Here is a 23,672-nt window from a genome sequence, read left to right as displayed (position 1 = left end):
TTGTCATGAAAAACAGGGGCGATGAATTCTCGAACGCGTCTGAGCCGCCCATGGACTGGGTGGGGGACTGGAGTGGCCGGCGACGGACGCTGACCCCCGATCGCACGGCGGTGATCGAACCGCACACTCAGACCACGCTTACGTATCGCGCGCTGGATGATCGGGCCTGTGCGCTGGCAGCCCGCTTGGCTGACGACTACGGGCTCGGCCCCGGCGATCGTCTGGCGCTTGTTGCTCGCAACCGGCTCGAGGCGCTGGTGCTGTTTCTCGCTTGTGGCAAGATCGGCGCGGTGCTTGCACCGGTCAGTCATCGGCTGGCGCCCGCCGAAATCGAGGCGCTTTTACAGCGACTGGCGCCGGCCGTGGTGGCCACCGACTCGCCGGTGATGGAGGGCCTTGGCGATGTTTTGCCGCCGACAACGCCGGTCTACGATCTGGATATCCCGCTCACCCAGCCGGCAGATGGCGCCGCGTCGGTCAACCGGCCACTGTCGCCGGGGGCGCTTGCCATGCTCATCCACACCGGCGGGAGCACCGGATTGCCCAAGATCTGTCGCGTCAGCCATCGGCAGATGATCTGGAATGCCATCGAGTTGCTGGTCTCAGCGCCCGAGTCCATGGCCCGGCGTCGCGAGCTTTTGTTGTTTCCGCTCTTCCACATTGGTGGCTGGAATACTGCTATCCCCGTGCTCTACGCCGGTGGCACGGTGATCCTGCAGCCGGCGTTTGAAGCCGAGACCGTGCTCGCCAACATCGATCGGTACGACGTCAATCACTTGGGTGCGGTCGAGGCCATGCTGCAGGCGCTGCGTGCGGCGCCCAACTTCGAGCGTGCCTCTCTGCGGTCACTCGAGGGGATTACCGTGGCCGGCGGGCCATGCAGTCAAAAAACCATGGAGGCTTTCTTTGACCGCGGCGTGGCGGTCAATCAGGCCTACGGTCTGACCGAGGCGGGCCCCTCTAACCTGGTGGATGCCGCCGACGATGTCGGCCTCGACGAGCAGCGGGCCCGGGCAGGCAGTGTCGGCACCAGCTTCTATCACTGCGACTATCGCATCATCGACCCCGACACCGGCCAACGGGTTGGCACCGGGGAAGTCGGTGAGCTGCAGTTGCGAAGCCCGCATTCGTTTGACGGCTATTGGGATGATCCGTCGGCCAGTGCGGCGCGCTGGGCCGAGGCGGGCTGGCTTCGCAGTGGCGATCTGGCGCGCGAGGCGGCCGATGGCCGGGTGCGCATCGTCGGCCGGCTGGATAATGTCATCATCAGCGGTGGCGAGAAGGTCGCCGCCGAAGAGATCGAGGCGGCGCTGGCTGCGCATCCGGCGGTCAATGCGGCGCTTGTTTTTGCCATGTCGGATCCACGCTGGGGGCAACGGCCGGTGGCGGTTTTCACCAGCGATGCACCCATCACCATGGATGCGCTCCGGGACTGGCTGAGACCAAGGCTGGCGTCGTACAAACAACCGGCCGATGTCATGCAGGTGACGTCGCTGCCATTGACCGGCAGCGGCAAGCCGGATCGGCAGCAAGCCCGGGCGGATTATCAAAACGCGCTCAGGGGGCGTTCATGAAACCAGCACGTATTTGCATTATCGCCGGATCGGACTCGGGCGGTGGGGCCGGGATCCAGGCGGATATCAAAACGGTCACCGCCCTGGGCGGCTACGCGATGACCGCGGTCACCGCACTGACCGCGCAGAATACCCTTGGCGTCCAGGGCGTTGAGGGGGTGGCACCGGGTTTCATCCGCGCGCAAATGGAATCGGTGTTACGCGATATCGGCGCCGATGCGCTCAAGACCGGCATGCTGCACTCGCCGGCGGTCATCGAGGTGGTAGCCGAGACGCTGGCACGCGAGGCTGCGGACGTGCCGCTGATCGTCGATCCGGTGATGGTGGCCCAAAGCGGTGATCGGCTGGTCAGCGACGAGGCCATGGCCATGCTCCGGGCGGTGCTCATCCCGCGGGCCCAACTGATCACCCCCAATCTGCCCGAGGCAGAGGCCCTGTTGGGCTGTAAGTTGGATCGCGAGGAGACGATGGCCGAGGCGGCCGAGGCATTGCGGGCCCTGGGCTGCGAGGCGGTGCTTTTAAAAGGCGGCCACCTGGGGGGCGAGTCACTGGTGGATATCCTCGCCGGCCCAGAGGGCATGTTGCGCTTTGAACACAAGCGTATCGACACCCGGGCCGATCACGGCACCGGTTGTACACTGGCCTCGGCGGTTGCCGAGGGCATTGGCCGGGGCCTGACCCGATCGACGGCCGTTGACCGCGGACGCCGCTATCTGCGCCGCGCGCTGGAGACCGCGGTGCCATTGGGCAGTGGCCACGGCCCGGTCAATCATGGCCACACGGTGACGCCATTTGCCCTCCCGTCCACCGGCGGTGAACTGTCATAATGCGCCTATGATTCGCTTGTCTGCCAAAAGCCGTTATGCTGTCAGCGCGTTGCTGCATCTGGCCATCCACAATCCGGTCGGCGCCGTACCGCTGGCGGAGGTATCGGACTGTCAAGGCATTTCCATGTCCTATGTCGATCAGATTTTCTGGCGGCTTCGCCGGGCAGGGCTTGTCAAGGGCACGCCCGGGCCGGGTGGTGGCTATCGCTTGGGGCGGCCGCCTGAGGGCATCTCCATCGGCGAGGTCATCACCCTGATGGATGGCGAAGGCTTGCCCCGACGGCTTGGCTCGGATCTTGACGAGGCAGTCTGGACCACCCTGTCGCAGCGCATCGGGGCATTTCTGGATGGCATTACGCTGGCTGACTTTGCTGCGAGACCCGATATCCGCGAGGCGCTGGATCGGCAGTACAGCGGCCGACAGTGGCGATGCGATGTCTGTGGCGCGCTGTCGAGCCGCCGTGGCCAATCCCTGGCAGGGGCGCCATGACCTACGTCGTCACCGAGCCCTGTATACGCTGTCGGTATACCGACTGCGTCGAAGTCTGTCCGGTGGATTGTTTCCACGGTGGGCCCAATTTTCTGGTGATCGACCCGCAAACCTGCATCGACTGTGCCGTTTGCGTGCCGGAATGCCCGGTGGAGGCCATCTACCCGGATGACGAGGTCCCGGCCGATCAGCAAGGGTTCATCGAGCTCAACGCACAGCTGGCAGCGCGATGGCCGGTCATCAAACGGGCCGAGCCACCGCCGGCGGATGCCGATGAGTGGATGGCCGTTCCCGACAAACGGGACCTGCTCGAGGACTAGGGCGGATCAGGCTTCGCCGGCCGCCGGATCGGCCCGGCCGTATCGTCGCGCCACATAGGCCTCGACGATGTCTTTGAAGTCATCGGCGATCGTCTCACCCTTTAAGGTGACGGTTTTCTCGCCGTCCTCATAGACCGGCGCCACGGGTTTCTCTCCCGTCCCCGGCAGGCTGATCCCGATATCCGCCTGACGGCTCTCACCTGGGCCGTTGACCACGCAGCCCATCACCGCCAGGGTCATGGATTCGACCCCGGGATACTGCTCCCGCCATACCGGCATGCGGTCACGGACATGGGTCTGGATCTCGTCGGCCAGTTCCTGGAAAAAGGTGCTGGTGGTCCGCCCGCACCCGGGGCAGGCCGCCACCATGGGGGTGAAGCTGCGAAGCCCCATGGACTGGAGGATCTCCTGGGCGACGATCACCTCTTGTGTGCGATCACCCCCCGGCTCCGGTGTCAGCGAGATGCGAATGGTATCGCCGATGCCCTGCTGCAACAGCACGGCCAGCGCGGCGGTGGACGAGACAATCCCCTTCGAGCCCATGCCGGCCTCGGTCAGGCCCAGGTGCAGCGGGTACTCGCAGCGCCCGGCGAGATCCTGGTAGACGCTGATGAGATCCTGCACCCGCGACATCTTGCACGAGATGATGATCCGGTCATGGGGCAGGCCAAGCGACTCGGCCCGCTCGGCACTGTCAAGCGACGAGGTCACCACCGCATCGCGCATCACGGCATCCGGACTCCGGGGCTCGGGACGACGGGCATTTTCATCCATCATCCGCGCCAGCAGATCCTGATCGAGGCTGCCCCAGTTAACGCCGATGCGAATGGGGCGGTCGAGATCGCGTGCGATCTCGATGACTTCGGCAAACTGCGGGTCACGACGCGAGCCCTTGCCGACGTTGCCCGGGTTGATGCGCAGTTTGCCCAGCGCCTCGCCACAGGCGGGCACCGCACGAAGCAGCTTGTGTCCGTTGAAATGAAAATCGCCGACCAGCGGGACATCCACCCCCATGTCGTCGAGCCGCTGCCGGATACCGGGCACCGCGCGGGCCGCTTCCTCGCTGTTGACGGTAATCCGCACCAGCTCGGACCCCGCCCGGGCCAGGTCGGCCACCTGGATGGCCGTTCGCACCTCATCGACGGTGTCGGTGTTGGTCATCGACTGCACCACCACCGGCGCGTCGCCGCCGACCGTGACGTGGCCTATCCGAACGGGCACACTGTAGCGCCGCTGATAACCGGGAATATCTTCCATACCCCCAATCATAAAGGATGGAGGCAGCATGATCGATCTCTACACCTGGCCCACCCCCAACGGACACAAGGTGCATATCGCACTCGAAGAGCTCGGCCTCGACTATCGGGTCCAGCCTATTAACATCGGCCAGGGCGATCAGTTTGGCGAAGCATTCCTCAGGATCAGCCCCAACAACAAGATCCCGGCGATCATCGACCACGACGGCCCGGGTGGTGAACCGGTGTCGCTTTTCGAATCCGGTGCCATTCTCCTGTATCTCGCCGAGAAGACCGGCGAGCTGATGCCGGCCGACCCCCGCGCACGCCTCGAGACCCTGGAGTGGTTGATGTTTCAGATGGGCGGGCTCGGGCCGATGCTTGGCCAGGCGCATCACTTTCGTCAGTACGCACCCGAGTCGATTGACTATGCCATCGACCGCTACACCAACGAGGCCTCGCGTTTGTACGGCGTACTGGACCGTCGCCTGGCGGATCGCGAGTGGCTGGCCGGTGAGATGTACACCATCGCCGATATCGCCTGCTTCCCCTGGATCCGCCCCTACGAAAACCAGGGCCAGTCCCTGGGCGACTACCCGCACCTCAAACGCTGGTTCGATGCCATTGCCGAGCGGCCGGCGGTCGAGCGCGGGGTGGCGGTGCTCGCCGATGCCCGGCCGCCGCAGCTCGATGACAAGGCCAAAGAGCAACTCTTTGGTGCCAGTCAGTACCAGAAACGATGACGGCGCTGGATGAGCTGCTTGGCGTCATGACCCGGCTGCGGGACCCCGAGCGGGGCTGTCCCTGGGACGGACAGCAGGATTTTCGCAGTATCGTGCCGCACACCCTTGAGGAAGCCTATGAGGTCGCGGATGCCATCGAACGTGGCGATCGCGCCGCGATGCGCGATGAACTCGGCGATCTGCTCTTTCAGGTGGTGTTCTACGCCCAGATGGGTCGCGAGGAGGGCGCCTTTGATTTCGAGTCCATCGCCCGCGGCGTCACCGACAAACTGATCCGTCGTCATCCCCACGTCTTCGGTGCCCATCAAGAGACCACCGCGGCGGGGCAGCGTGCCACCTGGGAGGCCATCAAGGCCGAAGAGCGACGCAATGCCCGGGGCGGCACTCAACCTGACAGCGCGCTCGATGACATCCCCCTGGCACTCCCGGCGCTGACCCGCTCGCGAAAGCTCCAGTCCCGGGCGGCCCGGGTGGGGTTCGACTGGCCGGATGACGCGCCGGTGGTCGAGAAAATCCGCGAGGAGTTGGCCGAGGTCGAAGCGGCCATGGCGATGACTCCCGCGGACGACGCGGGGGTTGCCGAAGAGATCGGGGATCTGCTGCTTGCCTGTGTCAATCTGGCTCGTCGTCGCGGCGTCGACCCGGAGCAGGCCCTCCGTGCCGGCAACGCCAAGTTCGAGCGCCGGTTTCGCGGCCTCGAGGCGATCCTGCGGGAGACCGGTCAACGGCCGGAGGATGTGGACTTCGATACGCTGGAGGCGGCCTATCAGCGTGCCAAAGCCGCCGAGGCCGGCGATGACGCGGCCGAGCCGACCGATAACGGCTAGTCCTGTAAAAGCAGCACGTGCAGCTGTCGTGGGCCGTGGGCGCCAAGCTGCAGGGTCTGTTCCACATCCGCCGTGCGGGATGGGCCGGTGATCACGTTAACGGTCCGCGGCAGCGGGCCGTCGGCAAGCAGCCGATCCCAGACCGATTCCATGTAATCGACGATGTCGCCGACCGAAAGCACCACGATATGCCGGTCGGGCAGAAAGTTGGGGGTGGTCGGCCGACTCGGCCCCGAGGGCAGGACAATCGAGCCTGTCTCGGCGATCCCCGCGTAGGCCACGGTGATGGCGGTATGCCAGTGGCGGGCGTTGTCCAGATCGGTCTGTGGCGTGGTCAGCGGCGACCAGTCCAGCCCGGTGAGCAATGGGTGGGGGGCCATGCCAAGGGGGTGCTCACCGGCTTCGCCCAGCCACGCGGCGATCATCGATGGGAGCGCTTCACGCTCGGCGACACTGGCCCAGCTGCCGGCGGCGGCCTCCAGTCGCTCGGTAAAGCGCTCAACCCGGGTGGCCTCCCACTGCGGCCGCGGGGGTGTATCGTCCAGCCGTGCCGCCAGATCGGCCCGGGCGGCTTCTCGGCTGGGTGTCTCGGTCCGGCCCAAGGACCCGCGGATCCGCGTCAATACCCGATCGCGATCATCCATCCTGGCCACTCCTCTGACGCGCCTGCCATTGCTGCTGAAAGGTGCCGCCCCGGCCGGGCAATGGCAGGTCACGGCCGGCGGTCCAGGCACCGGCCAATGGCGCCCGCCGGACCGAGCCACGTCCCAGCCGGCTCATGAGCCGTTGCGCCAGTCCGGTCACCGCGGTGTAGAGGCGCGGGCGTCGAGCCAACCAGGCCCAGCCACGGATCCCCCAGCGGGTGGTTGCGGGGGTGATCTGCTGTTCAAAGGCATCATCCCGGAGCTGGCGGATCAGGTGGGGCAGGCGGATCTTGACCGGGCAGACGGTCTGGCAGCGGCCATTGAGGGTGCAGGCCTGGGGCAGGTCGCTGGATTTGTCCAGACCCCGGAACATTGGCGTGAGCACCGCACCCATTGGCCCCGGGTAGACCCAGCCGTAGGCATGCCCGCCGATGGCGCTGTAGACCGGGCAGTGATTCATGCAGGCCCCACAGCGAATGCAGCGCAGCATCTCGCGGTAGTCATTGCCAAGCATGCGGCTGCGGCCGTTGTCGATGAGAACGACATGAAGCTCTTCGGGGCCGTCGAGCTCATCCTCGCGGCGCGCGCCGGTGATGAACGTGGTATACGCGGTGATCTGCTGGCCTGTGGCGCTGCGAGCGAGCAGCCGCAGCATGGACGAGGCCTCCTGCATTGACGGGACAAGCTTCTCGACCCCGGCGATGGCAATGTGCACCCGGGGCAGACTGGTCGAGAGATCGGCATTGCCCTCGTTGGTCACCAGGGTGATGGTCCCGGTGTCGGCCACTAGAAAGTTGGCGCCGCTGATGCCGATATCGGCGCCGAGGAACTTCTCCCGCAGCACGCCCCGGGCCTCGTTGACCAGATCGGGGGTCTCGCGAAGCGGCCCGCCGCTTCGGCCGTGGTGATGGGTGTCAAAAAGCTCGGTGATCTCGCCGCGGGTTTTATGCACCGCCGGGGCGATGATGTGGCTAGGGGGTTCTTTGGCCAGCTGAATGATGTACTCGCCAAGGTCACTTTCGACCGTTTCGAATTCGGCCTCGAGGGCTTCGTTGAGGCCCACTTCCTCGCCGGCCATGGTTTTGGCCTTGATGATCTGCCGGGCGTGGGCCTCGCGACAGATTCGAAGCACGGCCTCGCGGGCCGATTCGGCATCGGCGGCGTAGTGGAGCTGGCCGCCGGCGCTATTGAGGTTTTGCTCGAACTCATCCAGGTAAGTATCTAAATATTCTAGGGTATGATCCTTGATCTGACGGCCGCGCTCACGGAGCTGCTCAAAGGCAGGCAGATCAAGAATGGCATCGGCGCGTTTGTCGACAAACCCGCCTTTGGCCTGCGCGAGCGCCGCCTGGAGGTTATCGTCATCGAGGGCTTTCCGGGCCCTTGCCCGAAAGTCAGCTTCGCTTACCGCCATTACTATTCCTCCTCGCCGATGGCCGGCTCGTCGGCCATGCCGGCAAGCACTTCAACGGCATGGCGTACCTTGACAGGTTGTCCGCGCCGGTGCATCCGCCCGGCGATATTCATCAAACACCCCAGATCGCCGCCCAGCAGCGTCTCCGCGCCGGTGCGCTCAATACTCTCGGCCTTTTGATCAACCATGCGGGTCGAGATATCCGGGTATTTGACGCAGAACGTGCCGCCGAACCCGCAGCAGGTATCCCGTTCGTCCATCTCGACCATCTCCAGCCCGGCGTTGCCGCCCAGCAGCTGCCGGGGCTGTTCGCGAATGCCCAGTTGCCGAAGCCCCGAGCAGCTATCGTGGTAGGTCACCCGCCCGGTAAAGCCCTGCTCGGGCGGTGTGATGCCGAGCACATCGTTGATGAACGCCATGATCTCGTAACTCCGTCCGGCCAGCTCGTCGGCGCGGCGCCGCCATTCGCTGCCCTCATCGAAAAGCGTCGGGTACTGCCGGATCTGACCCAGGCACGAGCCCGATGGCGCAACCAGATAGTCAAAGCCGGCAAAGGCCTCGATGACGCGGCGGGCGATATCGCGGGTGTCACCCAGATCGCCGGTGTTGTAGGCGGGTTGGCCGCAACAGGTCTGCCCGGCCGGCACCTCGACATCACAGCCCGCCGACTCGAGCAGTCGGACGCTGGCAAAGCCAACGCGAGGCCGGAAGAAATCAACCAGGCAGGTGACAAAAAGCCCCACCCGTGGCGTTGGACTGGCCGCGTCGGTCATTGCAGCACCCCTTGGTTAGATGATTAGCTGACCGCATTGGTCTGACCGCACTTTAACCCCGGCGCCATTGCCGGGACAACGAAAGGGAGAATGCGATGAGCCTGACCGACAAGCGCTGCACGCCATGCCAGGGGGGCATCCCGCCGCTCAGCCGCGAGGATGCCGAAGCCAGGATGCCCGAGGTTCCCGGTTGGTCATTAAGCGACGATGCCCGGGTGCTGACCCGGCGGTTCAAGACGCCCAACTTCGCCGAGGCCCAGGCCATTGCCAATCAAGCCGGGGATGTGGCCGAAGATCAGGACCACCACCCCGAGATTCGGTTCGGGTATGGGTTCTGCGAGGTCGAAATCTACACCCATGCCATCAACGGGCTGCATGAAAATGACTTCATCTATGCCGCCCACGTCAACGCCGCGGTGGACGGCTAACGGTTCCACTCGCCGGAACGGCCCCCGGATTTGTGTACAAGCTGCACGCCCTCGATCCGCATGCCGCGATCGAGGGCCTTGCACATGTCATAAACCGTCAACAGAGCCGCCTGCACACCATTGAGCGCCTCCATCTCGACCCCGGTCGCCCCCCGGGTTTCTGCCCGGACCTGACAGTGCATGGCCATCGGTTCGTCGAGCGCCGTCAATTCGACATCCAGGTGACTCAATGGCAGGGGATGGCAGAGGGGAATCACCTCGGCGGTGCGCTTTGCCGCCATGATGCCGGCGATCCGGGCGGTGGCAAGCGCATCCCCTTTGGCCAGGTTGCCGGCCAGCAAGGCCTCGCGGGTGGAGGCTTCCATGACGATCCGGCCCTCGGCGATGGCCATGCGGTGGGTGGCCTGTTTCTCGCCAATATCCACCATGTGGGCCTCGCCGCGGGTGTTCAGATGGGTGAGGTCACTCATGAGCGCTCCCGCAACGAATACTTGCGCTCCACCGACAGCCCGTCGTCGAGCTCGTAGACCAGCGGATCGCCGGTGGCGATCTCCACGCCGGTGATGGCCTCATCGGACAGCCCTTCAAGGTGTTTGACCAGCGCCCGCAGGCTGTTGCCATGGGCGGCGATCAGCATGGTGCTGCAGTCGGCGAGCGCCGGAGCAAGCTGGCTCTGCCAGTAGGGCAGCACGCGATCGAGTGTGTCTTCGAGCGACTCCGTGGCCGGGAGGCTGGCCGGGTCGAGTCCCGCGTAGCGGGGGTCATTGCAGGGGTGGCGGGCGTCATCGCGGTCAAGCGGGGGCGGTGGCGTAGCGAAGCTCCGCCGCCAGATGTGCACCTGCTCGTCGCCATATTGCTCGGCCGTCTCGGCCTTGTTGAGTCCGGTCAGCGCGCCGTAGTGGCGCTCATTGAGTCGCCAGTCCTTGATCAGCGGAATCCAGAGCCGACCAAGGCTATCCAAACCCATGAACGCGGTGCGAATGGCGCGGGTCAACACCGATGTGTAGGCGATATCGGGCTTTAATCCGGCATCGGCCATCAGTTGCCCGGCGGCCACGGCCTCGGTTCGGCCCTGATCGCTGAGATCGACGTCATGCCAGCCTGTGAAACGGTTTTCCAGATTCCAGATGCTCTGGCCATGGCGCAGCAGGATGAGTTTTTTCATCGAAACCGGTGCCCCCTGATAAGCTTTGATTGACTGATCGGTAGGATACCATCGGCGCTCACCGCCGCGGAGGCAGCAACGCAGTGCAAAACGGAATCCGGGTGTCCCTGTCGATGCAGCGCCTTACGCTGGCAATCGATGGCCGGGTGGTCGGGCAGTGGGCCTGTTCCACCGCCGCCGCGGGCCCGGGCGAGCAAAACGGCCAGGGCGGCACCCCCCGCGGCGCTCATCGGATTCGCATGGTCATCGGCCGTAACGCGCCGGCCGGAGCAGTCTTTGTCGGCCGGCGCCCGACCGGCGAGATCTACACCCCAAGCCTCGGCGCTCAGGCCCCGGCGCGGGACTGGATCCTGTCGCGCGTCCTCTGGTTGACCGGAATCGAGCTCGGGTTCAACCGGGGGGGTGCGGTGGATACGCTCCGGCGGTTGATTTACATCCATGGCACGCCGGATACCGAGCCCATGGGCGTGCCCCGGTCGCATGGCTGTATCCGGATGCGCAACGAGGCCGTTATCGAGCTTGCCGACCAGTGCTGGCCGGGGATGGCGGTTGTCATCGACGATGACACCGACAAGGAGAGGTTCCCTTGCTCGGGCCATTGATGATCGGTATCGAGGGCATCGAGCTGCTTGGCGAAGAAAAGGAGCGGCTTTGTCATCCTTCGGTGGGCGGGGTGATCCTTTTTGCCCGTAACTATCACGACCCCGAACAATTACTGGCGCTGACCCGATCGATTCGTGGGCTCCGATCGCCGCCGTTGCTGATCGCCACGGATCAGGAGGGCGGCCGCGTCCAGCGCATCCGTGACGGCGTGACGACCTTGCCGCCTGCCGGGCGGCTGGGACAGGCAGCGCGTCTGACCCCGGCACTTGCCCGCGAAACCGCGCGTCAGGCCGGCTGGCTGATGGCCAGCGAACTCCGCAGCCTCGGTGTCGACTTCAGCTTCGCGCCGGTCCTGGATATCGACTACGGGGTCAGCCAGGTGATCGGCGATCGGGCCTTCTCGGAACGGCCCGATGATGTGGCGGCACTGGCGCTTGAGTGGCAGCGCGGCTGCGCCACCGCCGGGATGGCCTGTGTGGGCAAGCACTTCCCGGGCCACGGCGGGGTCGCTCCCGACTCGCACCTGAGCGCCGCCGAAGACCCCCGGGCCATTGCCGATCTCGAGCATGCCGATCTGCTGCCCTTTCGACGGCTGATCGACAATGGTCTTGCAGCGGTCATGCTGGCACATCTGGTTTTTCCGGCGGTGGATTCGCAACCGGTGGGGTTCTCGGCGCCATGGGTGAGGTATTTGCGCGGCGCACTCGGCTTTGGCGGGGCGATTTTCAGTGACGATCTCGAGATGGCAGCGGCTGCCGTGGCGGGTGATCTGCAAGCGCGCATCCTGGCCGCCCTCCGGGCAGGCTGCGATATGGCCATCGTCGGCAACGCCGGCCGGGCGATCGACCCGGTGCTCGAGCATCTGCCCGCGCCGGATCCGCGCGCAGCACTGCGCCTGGCGCGTATGCACGGACGGGGCGGCGAGACACTGTCAGCGTTGTACGCCCGGCCCGAGTATCAGACCGCCCGGGCGATGCTGGGAGAAATCTAGCGCCGCCGCTATACTGCGCCGGTCAATCGATGAACGGGCAAGGGGGCAGAATGACCCAGGGTGTGGCGCTGACCGCCGATGAGCTGGCGGGGGTGATGGATCGGGCGGTGTGTCTGCATGACGCAGCCGCAGTCAACGACGCGCTCGATCGTCTGGCGCGCGATATCACCGGGCAGATGGCAGACCTGCGGCCGTTGATTTTGGGGGTCATGACCGGCGCTATCGTCCCGTTGGGCCGTTTGCTACCGCGCCTCGACTTCCCCCTTGAGGTCGACTATATCCACGCGACCCGCTATCACAAGACCACCACCGGTCGTGATCTGGTCTGGCTGGCCAGGCCGCAGACCCCTCTTCGTGGCCGCCATGTCCTTTTGGTGGACGATATCCTCGATGAAGGGCATACCTTCCGGGGGTTGCTCGAGCACTGTCGCGAGGAGGGGGCGATGTCGGTGCGCACCGCGGTGCTCGCGGACAAACCCAATGCCGGCCGGGTACCGGGCCTGGCAGCGGACTTTGTCGGACTGACAGTACCCGAGCGTTACGTCTTCGGGGTTGGCATGGATTACAAGGGGTATCTGCGCAACGCCGATGCCATCTATGCCGCCGATCCGGTCGACGAGGATTAATCCGCGGGGGCGTCGCCCGGATCGGTTGATTGAGGGCGCTCGTCGACCCGGACGATGACGCCAAGGGCCGGGTGGTCGAGGTAGTGCGACTCGCCGCTTCGCATGCGACGGCTCTGATCCATGATCCAGTACGCAGATGGCGCCTGCTGCCATTGCAGCCGGGTCTCGGCATGGAGGAAGCGCTCGCGGTAGACCCGCAGATCGCCACGGAGCCCCACGGCGGTCAAGGCCGGGGGCAGGGCGACTGCCTGGGCACGGTCCGCGCCGAGCCCCGGCTGAATCCAGCCGACGTGCCAGAGCACCTCGAAATCCGGCCGGGCATCGATGCGCGCTGCGGTTCGGTTCAACCGCCGCTCGGCGGCCGGCAGGCGCTCATAACCCAGCCCGTCGGTGCCGACCGGCCGCAGTGGCCAGGCCATGCGCGGGCGAAAATCGGCGGGCCGATCGCTGGGTGACTCCTCGACCGTGGTGCCCATGGGCGGTTGCCGAAACACCACCACTTCCACCGTATACCGGGGCGTGGCATCGGGTTGCCCGTCCGGCTGGGCGTGGGCGACCCCAAGACCTGCCCAGACGGCGAGCACCCAGGGGATGATAAGGCGCCGGCATATGGTCACGGGTAATGTCTCAAGCCGCTTCTCGCATCCGCATGGCATCCAGCAGTTGATCGATTAACGCCAACCGCGCCTCGGCGGTCTCGGTCTCATAACGAAAGCGCAACCGCTCCTGACCTTCCAGACGATACACCGCCGGCTGCTCCTGGACCATGCGCACCAGCGCGGCCGGGTCGACTCGTGGCGTCTCCGAGAATTGCACCACCCCTCCGCCGGGGCCGATATCGATGCGCTCGATGCCCATTGCCTCGGCCCGCTGGCGCAGCCGTGCCACGGCAAAGAGGTTCTGTGCCGGGGTGGGCAGCAGACCGAACCGGTCGACCATCTCCACTTGCAGTTCACGCAGTGCCTCATCGCCCCGGGCGCCGGCGATGCGCTTGTACATCACAAGGCGGGTATGGACATCCGGCAGATAGTCCTCGGGCAAAAGCGCCGGGATGTGCAGGTCGATATCCGTGCTCTGCTCGAGTGGTTGATCGAGGGCCGGCTCTCGCCCGGATTTGAGGGCCTGGACAGCGCGGTCGAGCAACTCGTTGTAGAGGCTGAACCCGACCTCGTGGATCTGCCCGCTTTGCCCCTCACCCAGCAGCTCACCGGCGCCGCGAATCTCCAGATCGTGGCTTGCAAGGGCAAAGCCAATGCCAAGGTCCTCGAGTGAAGCGATGGCATCGAGCCGCTTGGCCGCGTCAGCGGTTCGGCTGCGGGGCGGTGGCGCGAGCAGATAGGCGTAGGCGCGGTGGTGCGAGCGACCCACGCGACCGCGGAGCTGGTGCAGCTGCGCGAGCCCTAGCCGATCGGCGCGATTGATCACGATGGTGTTTGCCGTGGGCACGTCGATGCCGCTTTCGATGATCGTGGTACACACCAGGATGTTGAAGCGCTGGTGATAGAAATCCAGCATCACCCGCTCGAGTTCACGCTCGGGCATCTGGCCGTGGGCGGTGCGGATCCGCGCCTCGGGGATGAGCTCGGCCAATGCCTCGGCGGTGCGATCGATGGTCTCGACGTCGTTGTGCAGAAAATAGACCTGACCGCCGCGGTGCAGCTCGCGCAGGCAGGCCTCACGGATCATGGGATCGTCCCATTCGCTGACAAAGGTCTTGACCGCCAGCCGGCGCGCGGGCGGTGTCGCGATGATGGACAGATCGCGCATGCCCGCCAGTGACATGTTAAGGGTCCGCGGAATCGGCGTGGCGGTCAGCGTGAGCACATCGACATTGGCGCGCATCTTCTTGAGGGCTTCCTTTTGCCGCACGCCGAACCGATGCTCCTCGTCGATGATCATCAGCCCCAGATTGCGAAACTTCACCGAGCGCTGCAGCAGCTTGTGGGTGCCGATGACGATATCCACCTTGCCGGCTTCAAGATCGGCAATGGTTCTGGCCTGCTCGCTGGCGCTTTCGAAACGCGACAGCTGTTCGATGCGGACCGGCCAATCGGCAAACCGATCCTTGAAGTTCTGGTAGTGCTGCTGACAGAGCAATGTGGTGGGCACCAGGACCGCCACCTGGCGGCCGGACTGGATCCCGGCAAAGGCCGCTCGCATGGCGACCTCGGTTTTGCCGAATCCGACATCGCCACAGACTACCCGGTCCATGGGGCGGGTCTGTTTGAGATCCTGGATGACCGCGTGGATCGCCGCTTCCTGATCGGGGGTTTCTTCGAACGGAAACTGGCTGGCGAACCGGGCATAGTCGGCCGCCTCGACCTCATGGGGCTGGCCCTGCTGGGCCTCGCGGCGGGCGTAGATGTCGAGCAGTTCCGCGGCGACATCCCGGGCCTTTTCGGCCGCCCGGCGCCGGGCCTTTTCCCACTGACCGCTGCCCAGCCGGTGCAATGGCGCGGTGTCCTCTTCGGCGCCGGTGTAGCGGCTGATCAAATGCAGCGATGACACCGGGACGTAGAGCTTGTCGCCGCCGGCGTATTCGAGGGTGAGAAACTCTGTGGCGACCCCATCCACATGCAGTGTCTGCAGCCCGCAGTAACGGCCAATGCCATGGTGTTCGTGGACCACGGGCGCGCCCTCGCGCAGATCGGTGAGGTCGCGGATGATCGCCTCGGGATCGCGCTCGGCCGATGACTGCCGGCGACGACGCTGCTCGACACGCTCGACAAAAAGGGCATTCTCCGGGACCAGGGCGAGTGTGTCGTCACCAAGGCGGAACCCCGTCTCTACCGGGGCGGCGGTAATGGCAAGTGGTGTATCGCCATCGACAAACGCCGCCCAGCCCGAGACTTCCACCGGTCGGATACCCGCGGCCTGCAGGCGCTCGCGAAGGGCCTCGCGGCGGCCGGCGGTCTCGGCGGTGATCAACACCCGGCCGGTAAATCCATCGAGCATGGCCGCCAGCGGGGCGAGTCCCTCGCTGCCGGGATCGTCAACCGCCAGCGGCGGTAGCGGTTTGACCGGAAATTCGCGGTCGCGGTTGCGCGCCGCCAGTTGACGCGGATCGGCGGCAATGGTGACAGCCGGCAGCGTGTTCAGGTGCTGGCGTAGTCCATCCGGGTCGAGATAAAGCTCATCGGGCCGGAGGATCGGGCGCTCCCGGTCGTGCCGGCGTTGCTCGTAGCGGCTCTGGATCTGCTCCCACTCCCGCTCGAGGGCCGGGTCGCTTTGCTCCAGCCGCACAACCAGACAATCCGGTGCGAGGTAGTCGAACAGCGTGGCCGTTTGCTCGAAGAACAATGGCAGGTATGCCTCGATGCCATTGGGGATCTGGCCGTCGCTGATGCCGCGGTATACGGCGCTGGCGGTCGGATCCCCCTCGAAGCGGGCGCGGTACTGCTGGCGAAAGCGGGCAATCCCGGTCTCATCGGTGGGGAATTCATGGGCGGGTAGCAATTCCACCGCTTCGAGTCGGTCGATGCCTCGCTGCGTCTCCGGGTCGAAGGTACGGATGCTGTCGATTTCCTCATCAAACAGATCGAGCCGGTACGGCACGGCCGAGCCCATCGGGAAAAGATCCAGAATGCCGCCTCGCACGGCGAATTCGCCATGCTCTAGGACCTGAGAGACACAGCGGTAGCCGGCCGATTCGAGTTGTCGCTGCATCGCCTGGCGGTCCAGCGCTTCGCCCTGAGCGAGGCGGATCACCGAGCCGGCCAGAAACGAGGGCGGGGCGATGCGTTGCATAAGTGTCGCCACCGGCACGATGAGCACGCCGGTGGGCTGCTCACGGAGCCGGTGGAGGGCACGCAGACGCTCCGAGATGATCGTCTGGTGTGGCGAGAAGACGTCGTAGGGCAGGACTTCCCAGTCGGGCAACACATCCACCGGCGATGCACCAAAAAACTGCAACGAGCGGCGGAGCTGTTCGGCCTCGAAGGTGCCGGGGGTGACGATCAGCATCGGGCCGTCATGCTGCTGGCTGGCCTGGCTGATCATCAGCGCGGCGCTGTCGCCATGCAGCCCAAGCCAGTCCTGTCGTTCACCGGGTCGTTGCGGCAGTTCGGGGCGTGGAAAATTCATCTTCGGGCAGTGCCTGCGTATCGCGTTGGTCGAAGCGGCTGGAGAGTCTACCCAATGCACCACCCCGGGGAAACGGGATGAAGGCCCGCCGCCGCCGGGGTAGACTGCGCGCATGCACTACGACGTCGCGCTCCAGCCGGGTGTTCTCGAGCGCCGCTACAAGCGGTTTCTCGCCGATGTGGCCCTCGATAATGGCCAACGCATCACCGCCCACTGTCCCAACACCGGCTCGATGCTCGGCTGTGCCGAGCCGGGACAACGGGTCTGGTTGTCGCGCAGCGACAACCCGCGTCGTAAATACGCGCATACCTGGGAGCAGGTTGCTATGGCCTCGGGCGTGCGGGTGGGCATCCATACCGGCCGGACCAATGCCCTGGTCTTCGAGGCGATCGCCGCCGGCGAGCTGATCCCCGAGGCCGATGGCAGTGGCGGCATCCAGACCGAGGTCAACGTCCCGAATGCCCCGATGCGGGCCGATTTCTGGCTGCCTGCCAGCGGGGCTTATGTCGAGGTTAAAAACGTCACCGCAGCGGTCAGCAATGGCGTTGCGGTGTTCCCGGATGCGCCCAGCGAACGGGGCGTGAGGCATCTCGATGTCCTCGAGCAGCTGGTGCAATCGGGGACGCCGGGGGTGCTGGTGTTCTGTGCCCAGCGCGCGGATGTCGAAGCCATCCGCCCCGCGGATGATATCGACCCGACTTATGGACGGACCCTGCGCCGGGTCATGGACGCCGGCGTCGAGGTCATCGGCCTGGGCGCCCGGGTCCACGAACGCGGCATCGAAGTGGACCGCCGTGTGCCGGTGGTGACGTGATCCGGCCGCTGCCGCTTTTCATCGGCCTGCGCTACACCCGCGCCCGGCGGCGCAACGGGTTTGTGTCGTTCATCTCGGCGAGTTCCATGCTTGGCATCGCCATTGGCGTGATGGCGTTGATTACCGTGTTGTCGGTCATGAATGGTTTCGAAAAGGAGCTGCGCGAGCGCATCCTTGGAATGGTCGCGCATGGCACGGTGCAGGGAGCCGAGGCGGGGCTCGAGGACTGGCAGTCGTTGCTGCCCGCCCTCGATGACCGCGATGACGTCGCCGCAGCGGCGCCTTTTATCAACGGCGAGGTCATGCTCACCCGCGGTGGTGCGGTCACCGGTGCACTGGTGAGGGGCGTTGACCCGCAGCGCGAGGCGCGGGTCTCGCGCGTTGCCGCCAACCTGATCAGCGGCGCCATGGAAAACCTTGCCGATGGCGGCTACGGCGTTGTGCTTGGCAGCCGACTGGCCGCCGAACTGGGCGTCGCCACCGGGGATACGGTCAATCTGATCACCCCGCAGGTGCGCGCCTCGGCGGTGGGTATCCTGCCGCGGCTGCGGCGCTTTGAGGTGGTCGGGGTTTTTGACGTCGATATGGCGCAGTACGACGGATCGCTTGCCTTGATCCATCTGGCCGACGCGCAGCGCTTGTTCCGTATGGATGAGGCGGTCACCGGTATCCGACTGGCCTTTGACGATCTGATGCAGGCACCCGGGCGGGTGCGTGAAATCGCTCGTGCACTGCCAGGCCGCTACCGGGTCAGCGACTGGACCATGCAGCATCAAAACTTTTTTCGGGCGGTAGCCATGGAGAAAACGGTGATGTTCATCATCCTGATGCTCATCGTGGGTGTGGCGGCCTTTAACATTGTCTCTACGCTGGTGATGGCGGTGCAGGACAAGCAATCGGATATCGCCATTCTGCGGACCCTGGGCGCCCGGCCGGCCACCGTCATGGCAGTGTTCATCATCCAGGGCAGCCTCCTGGGGGTTGTGGGCACATTGCTCGGCACCGGTGCGGGGGTTGCGCTCTCGCTCAATGTCGAGAGTATCGTCCCGGCCATCGAGCGGTTGTTCGACACCCAGTTCATCTCGGGCGAGGTCTATTTCATCAGCCAGCTCCCGTCGGATCTACGCGGCAGCGATGTGATCCGCATCGTGGTGGCGGCCATTGCCTTGAGTCTGTTGGCCACGATCTATCCGGCCTGGAAAGCAGCGCGGGTCGCACCGGCGGAGGCCCTGCGCCATGAATGAGCGCCCGGCCGTGCTGCAGTGTGAGTCGGTGAGCAAGGCCTTTTACGAGGGGGGGCTGGCAGTGGATGTACTCCAGGGCGTTGACCTGCAGGTGCGCGCCGGTGAGCAGATCGCCATCCTGGGGCGCTCGGGCAGCGGCAAAAGCACATTGATGCATCTGCTCGGTGGGCTCGAGGATCCCGACACGGGCGACGTCCGGGTGGACGGCCAGTCGCTTGCCGGGCTGGGGGCGGCCGCGCGCGGACGATTGCGCAATCGATCGCTGGGGTTTGTCTATCAATTCCATCACCTGCTTGGTGAGTTCACCGCGCTCGAGAACATCGCCATGCCATTGCTCATTGCCGGGACGTCGCCGGCGGCGGCACGCCAGCAGGCCATGGCCATGCTCGAGGCGGTTGGTCTGCAACGCCGGGCTGCACACAAACCCGGCGAGCTCTCGGGTGGTGAGCGTCAACGGGTCGCGATCGGCCGGGCGCTGGTCACCCGACCGGCTTGTCTGTTGGCCGACGAGCCGACCGGCAACCTCGACAATCAGACCGCCGAGTCAGTGATGGCGCTTTTCCAGTCATTGAATCGCGACAACGACACCAGCGTGGTGCTTGTCACCCACGATCTGGATATTGCCGGTCGGATGGACCGTCGTTACAACCTCGCCGACGGAAGGCTCCAGCCGCTCTAGCGGATGCTGCTAGGTTGCCGCCATGGCGGTGACGACAACCCGTTGGTGGGCAGCGACCGATTCGACGCAACCGCTCGGGCCGGCCCTCGCCGGGATGGCGACTGCCGTGCTGATCCCGGTGGTCCATGCGGGCTGGTTGCTGCCGACCATTGCCGGGTTGCCGCTGCTGGCAACCTCGGCGCGCAGGCTCGGGGCCTTCGCGCTCGGGGTTTGGGTGGCGCTGGTGCTGCAGGGTCAGGCCATCGATCATCGCCCCGAGGTTTCACCCCGGGCGGTCTGGACGGTCACCGCCCGGGTGGTCTCACTGCCCGAGACCGGCGATGGGATGCAGCGGGTGATCGTCGAACCCGTCGCCATTGACGGCTGGCAGCAACGCCTGCCGCGCCGGATACGGGTATCCCACTACGATGAACAGCCTGAGCTTGCCGCCGGCGAGGTCTGGCAGCTGCCGCTGCGGCTGCGTCGGCCTCGGGGCTTTTCCAACCCAACCGGCTTTGACTACGAGCACTGGTTGGCCGGCCAGCGGGTTGATGCCCTGGGGGTGGTCGCGGATGGCCGGCGGTGTCAGCGTTTGCGCGCCGCCGGCGGTTTGCCGGCCTGGCGCGCAGCGCTTGTCGCACGACTCGATGCGATGCTTGAGGGCGCCGGCCAGGGCGGGGCATTGATCAAGGGGCTTGTGGCCGGCGACCGACGAGATTTCAGTGACCGGACCTGGGGGGTGTTACGTGCCTCGGGGACCAGCCATCTGGTCGCCATATCGGGGCTGCACATCGGGCTGCTCGCCACCCTGGGATATGCCCTTGGCCGGGGCATTGCAGGCTTTGCCCCCACGCGGATCGATCGACGGGCAGCCGCACTGGTCATGGCCATGGCCGCGGCGGCCGGCTATGCCGCATTATCGGGTTTTGCGCTTCCCACCCAGCGGGCGCTGATGATGGTTGTGCTGGCCGGCGGGGTGGCGCTACTCGGCATTCGACTGCGTGCCGCAAGCCTTCTGGCACTGGTGGCCGCCGTGGTGGTGGCACTCGACCCGGCGGTGCTGCTCGGCGCCGGCTTCTGGCTGTCGTTTGGCGCCGTTGTGCTGATCAGCGCCGCAGTCAGGGGATATCAGCGCGGGGTGGTCGCCGCGATACGCCTGCAGTGGGTACTGACCCTGGGGTTGATGCCGTTGACCGGGGTGTTTTTCGGGCACTGGTCGCCGGCAGGGTGGGTGGTCAACCTACTGGTCCTGCCGGTTTTTACACTGGTGCTGGTGCCGCTGATCCTCGCGGCAACCGCGCTGCTGCCGGTCATGCCATCGCTATCGACGCCAGTGTTGCAACAACTCGCCGGGGTGCTCGGGGCCATGATCGAGGGCGGTGCCTGGCTGCAGGCCCATGGCATGAATGTATTGCCGCTTGCCTCCCCCGGTTTGATCGGGTGGGTCGCGGCGATCGTTGCCATCCTTCTGCTCGTCGCGCCGGCCGGGACGCCCGGGCGCGGCCTGGCCTTTGCGCTTTTGGCGATGCTTGTCATCGCACAGCCCGAGCCACCGTCGCGCGGGGCGCTGCGGGTGACCTGGCTTGAAGTGGGGCAGGGCAATGCGGCGGTGATCGAGACTCGCAGTCGCGTCACGGTGGTGGATACCGGGCCGGCATGGGGGCGGGGCGCGGCGGCGGCCGACTTCACCCTGGTGCCTTTTCTCGAATCGAAGGGCATCGAGCGGATCGATCATCTGATCGTCACCCATGGTGATCGCGACCACCGCGGGGGCGTGAGGGCCCTGCAAGGGCGCTTTGAAATCGATCGGGTCGAGGCGGGTGATCCGCTTGCCGATCTGCCCGGCGCGCAGCGCTGTCGGGCCGGCCGCCAGTGGCGGCAGGATGGCGTGTCGTATCGCTATCTCTGGCCGCCGGCCGGGTTCTCTTTGTCGGGTAACAAAGCCTCCTGTGTGCTGCTGGTCGAGGCGGCGGGGCGACGACTGCTCTTTGTCGGCGATATTGATCGCACCATCGAACTGGAGTTGCTCGATGAAGGGATTGGCCCGATTGATGTAATCGAAGCGGCCCACCATGGCAGTCGCACCAGCACATCCGCCGCCTGGATCGACGCCCTGCAGCCGGCTCATGCGATTATCTCGGCGGGTTTCCGCAACAGCCACGGCATGCCTCACCCGGCTGTGCTCAAGCGGCTTGGGTGCGAGAACGTGCACTGGCATGACATTGGTCGGGTCGGTGCGGTCACGGTGGGCGTTGACCCATCGGGTCAGTTGCAGCTCTCGCGGCATCGGGTCGCCGAACGGCGTATCCTCAACGCCCGCCCTGGACGGCCTCGGTTTCGGGACAACACGCCGATCCCGTATTATCGCGGCATCGCAGAGATTTCGCCCACGGAGGCATATCAGGCGCTGTGCAGCAAATAACCCATCAAGGGGCCGCCCATGGCCATGGGTGGCTGATTTACCGTCGACTGCTTGGTTATGTCCTCGAGCACTGGCGAATCGCGATCGTCGCCGTGGTGGGCATGCTCGTGACCGGGGCGACCGAGGCGGGGTTCGCCTGGCTGGTCCGGCCCATGCTCGATTCCGGCTTTGTCGAGCGTGACCCCACGGTCTTGCGGCTCATCCCGCTGGGCGTGCTGGGCATTTTCATTGTCCGTGGCGTCAGCAGCTTTGCCGCGCAGTACGGCACCGCCTGGATCAGCCGACGGGTCATTGCCCGACTGCGGGCACAGGTCTTTGACCAGTTGCTCACCCTGCCGCGGCGTTACTTTGATGATGCCTCCTCGGGCATGTTGCTCTCGCGGCTTACTTACAATGTCGAGCAGGTGGCGCAGGCCGGCACCAATGCCATGGTCATCGTCATTCGCGATACCGCCACGGTGGTCTTTCTGCTCGGTTACATGGCCTGGCTGAGTTGGCAGCTGACGCTGATCTTCGTGGTGCTCGGACCGGTGGTGATCGGCGTGGTGTTGTATGTCAGCAAGCGCTTTCGTCGGCTCAGTCATCGCATCCAGCATTCGGTTGGCAGTATCGCCTATGTCGCAGAAGAGGCCATCGAGGGCAGCGACGAGGTCCGCATATTCGGCGCCCAGGCTCAGGAGCGTGCGCGGTTTGACGAGGCCAACCAGCGCAACACCCGGCAGTTCATGAAATTCGCCGCCACACAGGCGCTCAGCACACCCATTGTCCAGTTCTGTGCGGCGCTGGCGCTGTCGATCGTGGTCTGGCTGGCGACCCTGCAGGGGAGCATGACCACCGTCAGCGTCGGGACCTTCGTGTCGTTCATCACCGCGATGCTGTTGTTACTCCAGCCGCTCAAACGACTGACCAAGGTGCACGCCGAGATACAGCGCGGGATTGCCGCCGGCGAGAGCATTTTCGAGATCCTCGACGAGTCGGGCGAGCCCGATCGCGGTCGGTATGCGCCCGAACGGGTGGCGGGGGCGCTGAGCTTTCGTGGCGTGGGCTTTCACTACGGGGATGCCAGCGAGAGGGTGCTGGATGACATTGACCTGGAGATTGCCGCCGGCGAGACCGTCGCCATTGTCGGGCGTTCGGGCAGCGGCAAGAGCACCCTGGTCAATCTTCTGCCGCGCTTTTATGAGCCCGTCGCCGGCGAGGTCCGCCTCGATGACCGGCCGTTGCCCGAGTATCGACTCGATGCGCTTCGCCGGCAGCTTGCGCTGGTGGGACAGCAAGTGGTGCTTTTCAACGCCTCGGTGGCCGAGAACATCGCCTACGGCCAGGATCCCATGCCGGCGCGCGAGACCATCGAGGCCGCTGCCGAGGCGGCCAACGCAAAAGATTTCATCAACGCCCTTCCGCAGGGGTTTGACACGCCCATTGGCGAGAATGGCGTGCTGCTATCCGGCGGTCAGCGTCAACGCCTGGCGATTGCCCGGGCGATTTTAAAAGACGCACCGGTGCTCATCCTCGACGAGGCAACCTCGGCGCTGGATTCGGAATCCGAACGCCACATCCAGGGGGCGTTGGAGCATCTCATGGCCGGCCGGACCACACTGGTCATCGCCCACCGGCTCTCGACCATCGAGCGGGCCGATCGCATCGTGGTCCTGGATGGCGGGCGGATCATCGAAACCGGCCGGCACGCCGATCTGCTGGCCCGGGACGGGGCCTACGCCGCCTTGCACCGGCTTCAGTTCCAGGGTGATGTGGCCGGACATGGCAGCTAGGCGGTACCCCCGAGCGTGG

The 23,672-nt window shown here is 65.5% G+C and carries 23 protein-coding genes; 15 read left to right on the top strand and 8 right to left on the bottom strand.

Annotated elements, in window-relative coordinates:
• The first annotated feature begins 5 nt into the window (after nucleotides 1-5).
• Genes V6X73_RS06170 through fdxA form a run of 4 tightly spaced genes read left to right on the top strand, consistent with a single transcriptional unit; the run spans nucleotide 6 to nucleotide 3,211 of the window.
• A complete protein-coding gene (locus V6X73_RS06170; RefSeq protein WP_367958446.1) occupies nucleotides 6-1,574 on the top strand; it encodes a class I adenylate-forming enzyme family protein in 1,569 nt (522 codons plus the stop codon).
• Nucleotides 1,571-2,401, top strand: a complete 831-nt coding sequence (gene thiD / locus V6X73_RS06165) for a bifunctional hydroxymethylpyrimidine kinase/phosphomethylpyrimidine kinase (protein WP_367958447.1) — start codon at nucleotides 1,571-1,573, stop codon at nucleotides 2,399-2,401. Before V6X73_RS06170 ends, thiD begins: the two co-directional genes overlap by 4 nt.
• A 10-nt stretch (nucleotides 2,402-2,411) precedes the next feature.
• The gene (locus V6X73_RS06160) at nucleotides 2,412-2,891 is read left to right on the top strand and encodes an RrF2 family transcriptional regulator (protein ID WP_407810453.1); all 480 of its coding nucleotides are present in this window, start codon (nucleotides 2,412-2,414) and stop codon (nucleotides 2,889-2,891) included.
• Entirely contained in the window at nucleotides 2,888-3,211 is a 324-nt protein-coding gene (fdxA, locus tag V6X73_RS06155; protein WP_367958449.1) for a ferredoxin FdxA, read from the top strand. Before V6X73_RS06160 ends, fdxA begins: the two co-directional genes overlap by 4 nt.
• 6 nt (nucleotides 3,212-3,217) lie before the next feature.
• Here fdxA and ispG read toward each other — a convergent pair whose 3' ends face one another.
• Nucleotides 3,218-4,468, bottom strand: coding sequence for a flavodoxin-dependent (E)-4-hydroxy-3-methylbut-2-enyl-diphosphate synthase (gene ispG, locus V6X73_RS06150; RefSeq protein WP_367958450.1), 1,251 nt, complete (start codon nucleotides 4,466-4,468; stop codon nucleotides 3,218-3,220).
• A gap of 28 nt (nucleotides 4,469-4,496) precedes the next feature.
• On the opposite strand from ispG, the gene V6X73_RS06145 reads away from it, so the two are divergent.
• Both V6X73_RS06145 and mazG read left to right on the top strand, forming a co-directional pair.
• Nucleotides 4,497-5,189, top strand: coding sequence for a glutathione binding-like protein (locus V6X73_RS06145; RefSeq protein ID WP_367958451.1), 693 nt, complete (start codon nucleotides 4,497-4,499; stop codon nucleotides 5,187-5,189).
• Nucleotides 5,186-6,016 (top strand): nucleoside triphosphate pyrophosphohydrolase, encoded by an 831-nt coding sequence (gene mazG, locus V6X73_RS06140; RefSeq protein ID WP_367958452.1) that lies wholly within the window; start codon nucleotides 5,186-5,188, stop codon nucleotides 6,014-6,016. The genes V6X73_RS06145 and mazG overlap by 4 nt, the downstream gene beginning before the upstream one ends.
• Here the strand turns inward: mazG and V6X73_RS06135 are convergent.
• From V6X73_RS06135 to V6X73_RS06125, 3 genes are read right to left on the bottom strand one after another with little or no spacing between them, the layout of a single operon-like run.
• Nucleotides 6,013-6,660 (bottom strand): LutC/YkgG family protein, encoded by a 648-nt coding sequence (locus V6X73_RS06135; protein ID WP_367958453.1) that lies wholly within the window; start codon nucleotides 6,658-6,660, stop codon nucleotides 6,013-6,015. The genes mazG and V6X73_RS06135 overlap by 4 nt on opposite strands.
• On the bottom strand, nucleotides 6,653-8,074 hold the full coding sequence (locus V6X73_RS06130) for a LutB/LldF family L-lactate oxidation iron-sulfur protein (protein ID WP_367958454.1): 1,422 nt from the start codon (nucleotides 8,072-8,074) through the stop codon (nucleotides 6,653-6,655). The genes V6X73_RS06135 and V6X73_RS06130 overlap by 8 nt, the downstream gene beginning before the upstream one ends.
• A 2-nt stretch (nucleotides 8,075-8,076) precedes the next feature.
• A complete protein-coding gene (locus V6X73_RS06125) occupies nucleotides 8,077-8,847 on the bottom strand; it encodes a (Fe-S)-binding protein (protein ID WP_367958455.1) in 771 nt (256 codons plus the stop codon).
• Nucleotides 8,848-8,942: 95 nt separating this feature from the next.
• Here V6X73_RS06125 and V6X73_RS06120 point away from each other — a divergent pair, with 95 nt between their 5' ends.
• Entirely contained in the window at nucleotides 8,943-9,275 is a 333-nt protein-coding gene (locus V6X73_RS06120) for a 4a-hydroxytetrahydrobiopterin dehydratase (protein WP_367958456.1), read from the top strand.
• Here the strand turns inward: V6X73_RS06120 and moaC are convergent.
• Nucleotides 9,272-9,745 (bottom strand): cyclic pyranopterin monophosphate synthase MoaC, encoded by a 474-nt coding sequence (gene moaC / locus V6X73_RS06115; protein ID WP_367958457.1) that lies wholly within the window; start codon nucleotides 9,743-9,745, stop codon nucleotides 9,272-9,274. The two genes, V6X73_RS06120 and moaC, sit on opposite strands and share 4 nt — an antisense overlap.
• Nucleotides 9,742-10,440 carry a 2,3-diphosphoglycerate-dependent phosphoglycerate mutase gene (gene gpmA / locus V6X73_RS06110; RefSeq protein WP_367958458.1) on the bottom strand — a complete coding sequence of 233 codons (699 nt, stop codon included), beginning with the start codon at nucleotides 10,438-10,440 and terminating at the stop codon, nucleotides 9,742-9,744. The genes moaC and gpmA overlap by 4 nt, the downstream gene beginning before the upstream one ends.
• 83 nt (nucleotides 10,441-10,523) lie before the next feature.
• Here gpmA and V6X73_RS06105 point away from each other — a divergent pair, with 83 nt between their 5' ends.
• Genes V6X73_RS06105 through V6X73_RS06095 form a run of 3 tightly spaced genes read left to right on the top strand, consistent with a single transcriptional unit; the run spans nucleotide 10,524 to nucleotide 12,660 of the window.
• Nucleotides 10,524-11,042 (top strand): L,D-transpeptidase family protein, encoded by a 519-nt coding sequence (locus tag V6X73_RS06105; protein WP_367958459.1) that lies wholly within the window; start codon nucleotides 10,524-10,526, stop codon nucleotides 11,040-11,042.
• The gene (nagZ, locus tag V6X73_RS06100) at nucleotides 11,027-12,034 is read left to right on the top strand and encodes a beta-N-acetylhexosaminidase (protein WP_367958460.1); all 1,008 of its coding nucleotides are present in this window, start codon (nucleotides 11,027-11,029) and stop codon (nucleotides 12,032-12,034) included. Before V6X73_RS06105 ends, nagZ begins: the two co-directional genes overlap by 16 nt.
• A gap of 50 nt (nucleotides 12,035-12,084) precedes the next feature.
• Complete coding sequence (locus tag V6X73_RS06095; protein ID WP_367958461.1) at nucleotides 12,085-12,660, top strand: hypoxanthine-guanine phosphoribosyltransferase; 576 nt, start codon at nucleotides 12,085-12,087, stop codon at nucleotides 12,658-12,660.
• On the opposite strand, the gene V6X73_RS06090 is transcribed toward V6X73_RS06095, so the two are convergent.
• Together V6X73_RS06090 and mfd are read right to left on the bottom strand one after the other, a co-directional pair.
• Entirely contained in the window at nucleotides 12,657-13,277 is a 621-nt protein-coding gene (locus V6X73_RS06090; protein WP_367981234.1) for a CsiV family protein, read from the bottom strand. The two genes, V6X73_RS06095 and V6X73_RS06090, sit on opposite strands and share 4 nt — an antisense overlap.
• A gap of 10 nt (nucleotides 13,278-13,287) precedes the next feature.
• Nucleotides 13,288-16,743, bottom strand: coding sequence for a transcription-repair coupling factor (gene mfd / locus V6X73_RS06085; RefSeq protein ID WP_367958463.1), 3,456 nt, complete (start codon nucleotides 16,741-16,743; stop codon nucleotides 13,288-13,290).
• A 112-nt stretch (nucleotides 16,744-16,855) separates the two neighbouring features.
• Between mfd and sfsA the strand changes: the two genes are divergently transcribed.
• The 5 genes from sfsA to msbA are packed head-to-tail and all read left to right on the top strand — an operon-like array spanning nucleotide 16,856 to nucleotide 23,653.
• Nucleotides 16,856-17,557 carry a DNA/RNA nuclease SfsA gene (sfsA, locus tag V6X73_RS06080; RefSeq protein WP_367958464.1) on the top strand — a complete coding sequence of 234 codons (702 nt, stop codon included), beginning with the start codon at nucleotides 16,856-16,858 and terminating at the stop codon, nucleotides 17,555-17,557.
• The gene (locus tag V6X73_RS06075) at nucleotides 17,554-18,801 is read left to right on the top strand and encodes a lipoprotein-releasing ABC transporter permease subunit (protein ID WP_367958465.1); all 1,248 of its coding nucleotides are present in this window, start codon (nucleotides 17,554-17,556) and stop codon (nucleotides 18,799-18,801) included. The genes sfsA and V6X73_RS06075 overlap by 4 nt, the downstream gene beginning before the upstream one ends.
• A complete protein-coding gene (lolD, locus tag V6X73_RS06070; protein WP_367958466.1) occupies nucleotides 18,794-19,480 on the top strand; it encodes a lipoprotein-releasing ABC transporter ATP-binding protein LolD in 687 nt (228 codons plus the stop codon). The genes V6X73_RS06075 and lolD overlap by 8 nt, the downstream gene beginning before the upstream one ends.
• A gap of 22 nt (nucleotides 19,481-19,502) precedes the next feature.
• The gene (locus tag V6X73_RS06065) at nucleotides 19,503-21,881 is read left to right on the top strand and encodes a DNA internalization-related competence protein ComEC/Rec2 (protein ID WP_367981235.1); all 2,379 of its coding nucleotides are present in this window, start codon (nucleotides 19,503-19,505) and stop codon (nucleotides 21,879-21,881) included.
• Nucleotides 21,869-23,653, top strand: a complete 1,785-nt coding sequence (msbA, locus tag V6X73_RS06060) for a lipid A export permease/ATP-binding protein MsbA (protein ID WP_367958468.1) — start codon at nucleotides 21,869-21,871, stop codon at nucleotides 23,651-23,653. The genes V6X73_RS06065 and msbA overlap by 13 nt, the downstream gene beginning before the upstream one ends.
• Nucleotides 23,654-23,672: the final 19 nt, after the last annotated feature.

Source organism: Spiribacter pallidus, assembly GCF_040838495.1.
Lineage (GTDB): Bacteria > Pseudomonadota > Gammaproteobacteria > Nitrococcales > Nitrococcaceae > Spiribacter > Spiribacter pallidus.
This window is presented reverse-complemented; position numbering and strand designations above follow the sequence as displayed.

Excerpts from the sequence above, each read along its gene's own strand:
- V6X73_RS06170 (WP_367958446.1), top strand. The coding sequence starts at position 6 with ATGAAAAACAGGGGCGATGAATTCTCGAACGCGTCTGAGCCGCCCATG.
- thiD (WP_367958447.1), top strand. The coding sequence starts at position 1,571 with ATGAAACCAGCACGTATTTGCATTATCGCCGGATCGGACTCGGGCGGT.
- fdxA (WP_367958449.1), top strand. The coding sequence starts at position 2,888 with ATGACCTACGTCGTCACCGAGCCCTGTATACGCTGTCGGTATACCGAC.
- ispG (WP_367958450.1), bottom strand. The coding sequence starts at position 4,468 with ATGGAAGATATTCCCGGTTATCAGCGGCGCTACAGTGTGCCCGTTCGG.
- V6X73_RS06145 (WP_367958451.1), top strand. The coding sequence starts at position 4,497 with ATGATCGATCTCTACACCTGGCCCACCCCCAACGGACACAAGGTGCAT.
- mazG (WP_367958452.1), top strand. The coding sequence starts at position 5,186 with ATGACGGCGCTGGATGAGCTGCTTGGCGTCATGACCCGGCTGCGGGAC.
- V6X73_RS06135 (WP_367958453.1), bottom strand. The coding sequence starts at position 6,660 with ATGGATGATCGCGATCGGGTATTGACGCGGATCCGCGGGTCCTTGGGC.
- V6X73_RS06130 (WP_367958454.1), bottom strand. The coding sequence starts at position 8,074 with ATGGCGGTAAGCGAAGCTGACTTTCGGGCAAGGGCCCGGAAAGCCCTC.
- V6X73_RS06125 (WP_367958455.1), bottom strand. The coding sequence starts at position 8,847 with ATGACCGACGCGGCCAGTCCAACGCCACGGGTGGGGCTTTTTGTCACC.
- V6X73_RS06120 (WP_367958456.1), top strand. The coding sequence starts at position 8,943 with ATGAGCCTGACCGACAAGCGCTGCACGCCATGCCAGGGGGGCATCCCG.
- moaC (WP_367958457.1), bottom strand. The coding sequence starts at position 9,745 with ATGAGTGACCTCACCCATCTGAACACCCGCGGCGAGGCCCACATGGTG.
- gpmA (WP_367958458.1), bottom strand. The coding sequence starts at position 10,440 with ATGAAAAAACTCATCCTGCTGCGCCATGGCCAGAGCATCTGGAATCTG.
- V6X73_RS06095 (WP_367958461.1), top strand. The coding sequence starts at position 12,085 with ATGACCCAGGGTGTGGCGCTGACCGCCGATGAGCTGGCGGGGGTGATG.
- mfd (WP_367958463.1), bottom strand. The coding sequence starts at position 16,743 with ATGAATTTTCCACGCCCCGAACTGCCGCAACGACCCGGTGAACGACAG.
- sfsA (WP_367958464.1), top strand. The coding sequence starts at position 16,856 with ATGCACTACGACGTCGCGCTCCAGCCGGGTGTTCTCGAGCGCCGCTAC.
- lolD (WP_367958466.1), top strand. The coding sequence starts at position 18,794 with ATGAATGAGCGCCCGGCCGTGCTGCAGTGTGAGTCGGTGAGCAAGGCC.
- V6X73_RS06065 (WP_367981235.1), top strand. The coding sequence starts at position 19,503 with ATGGCGGTGACGACAACCCGTTGGTGGGCAGCGACCGATTCGACGCAA.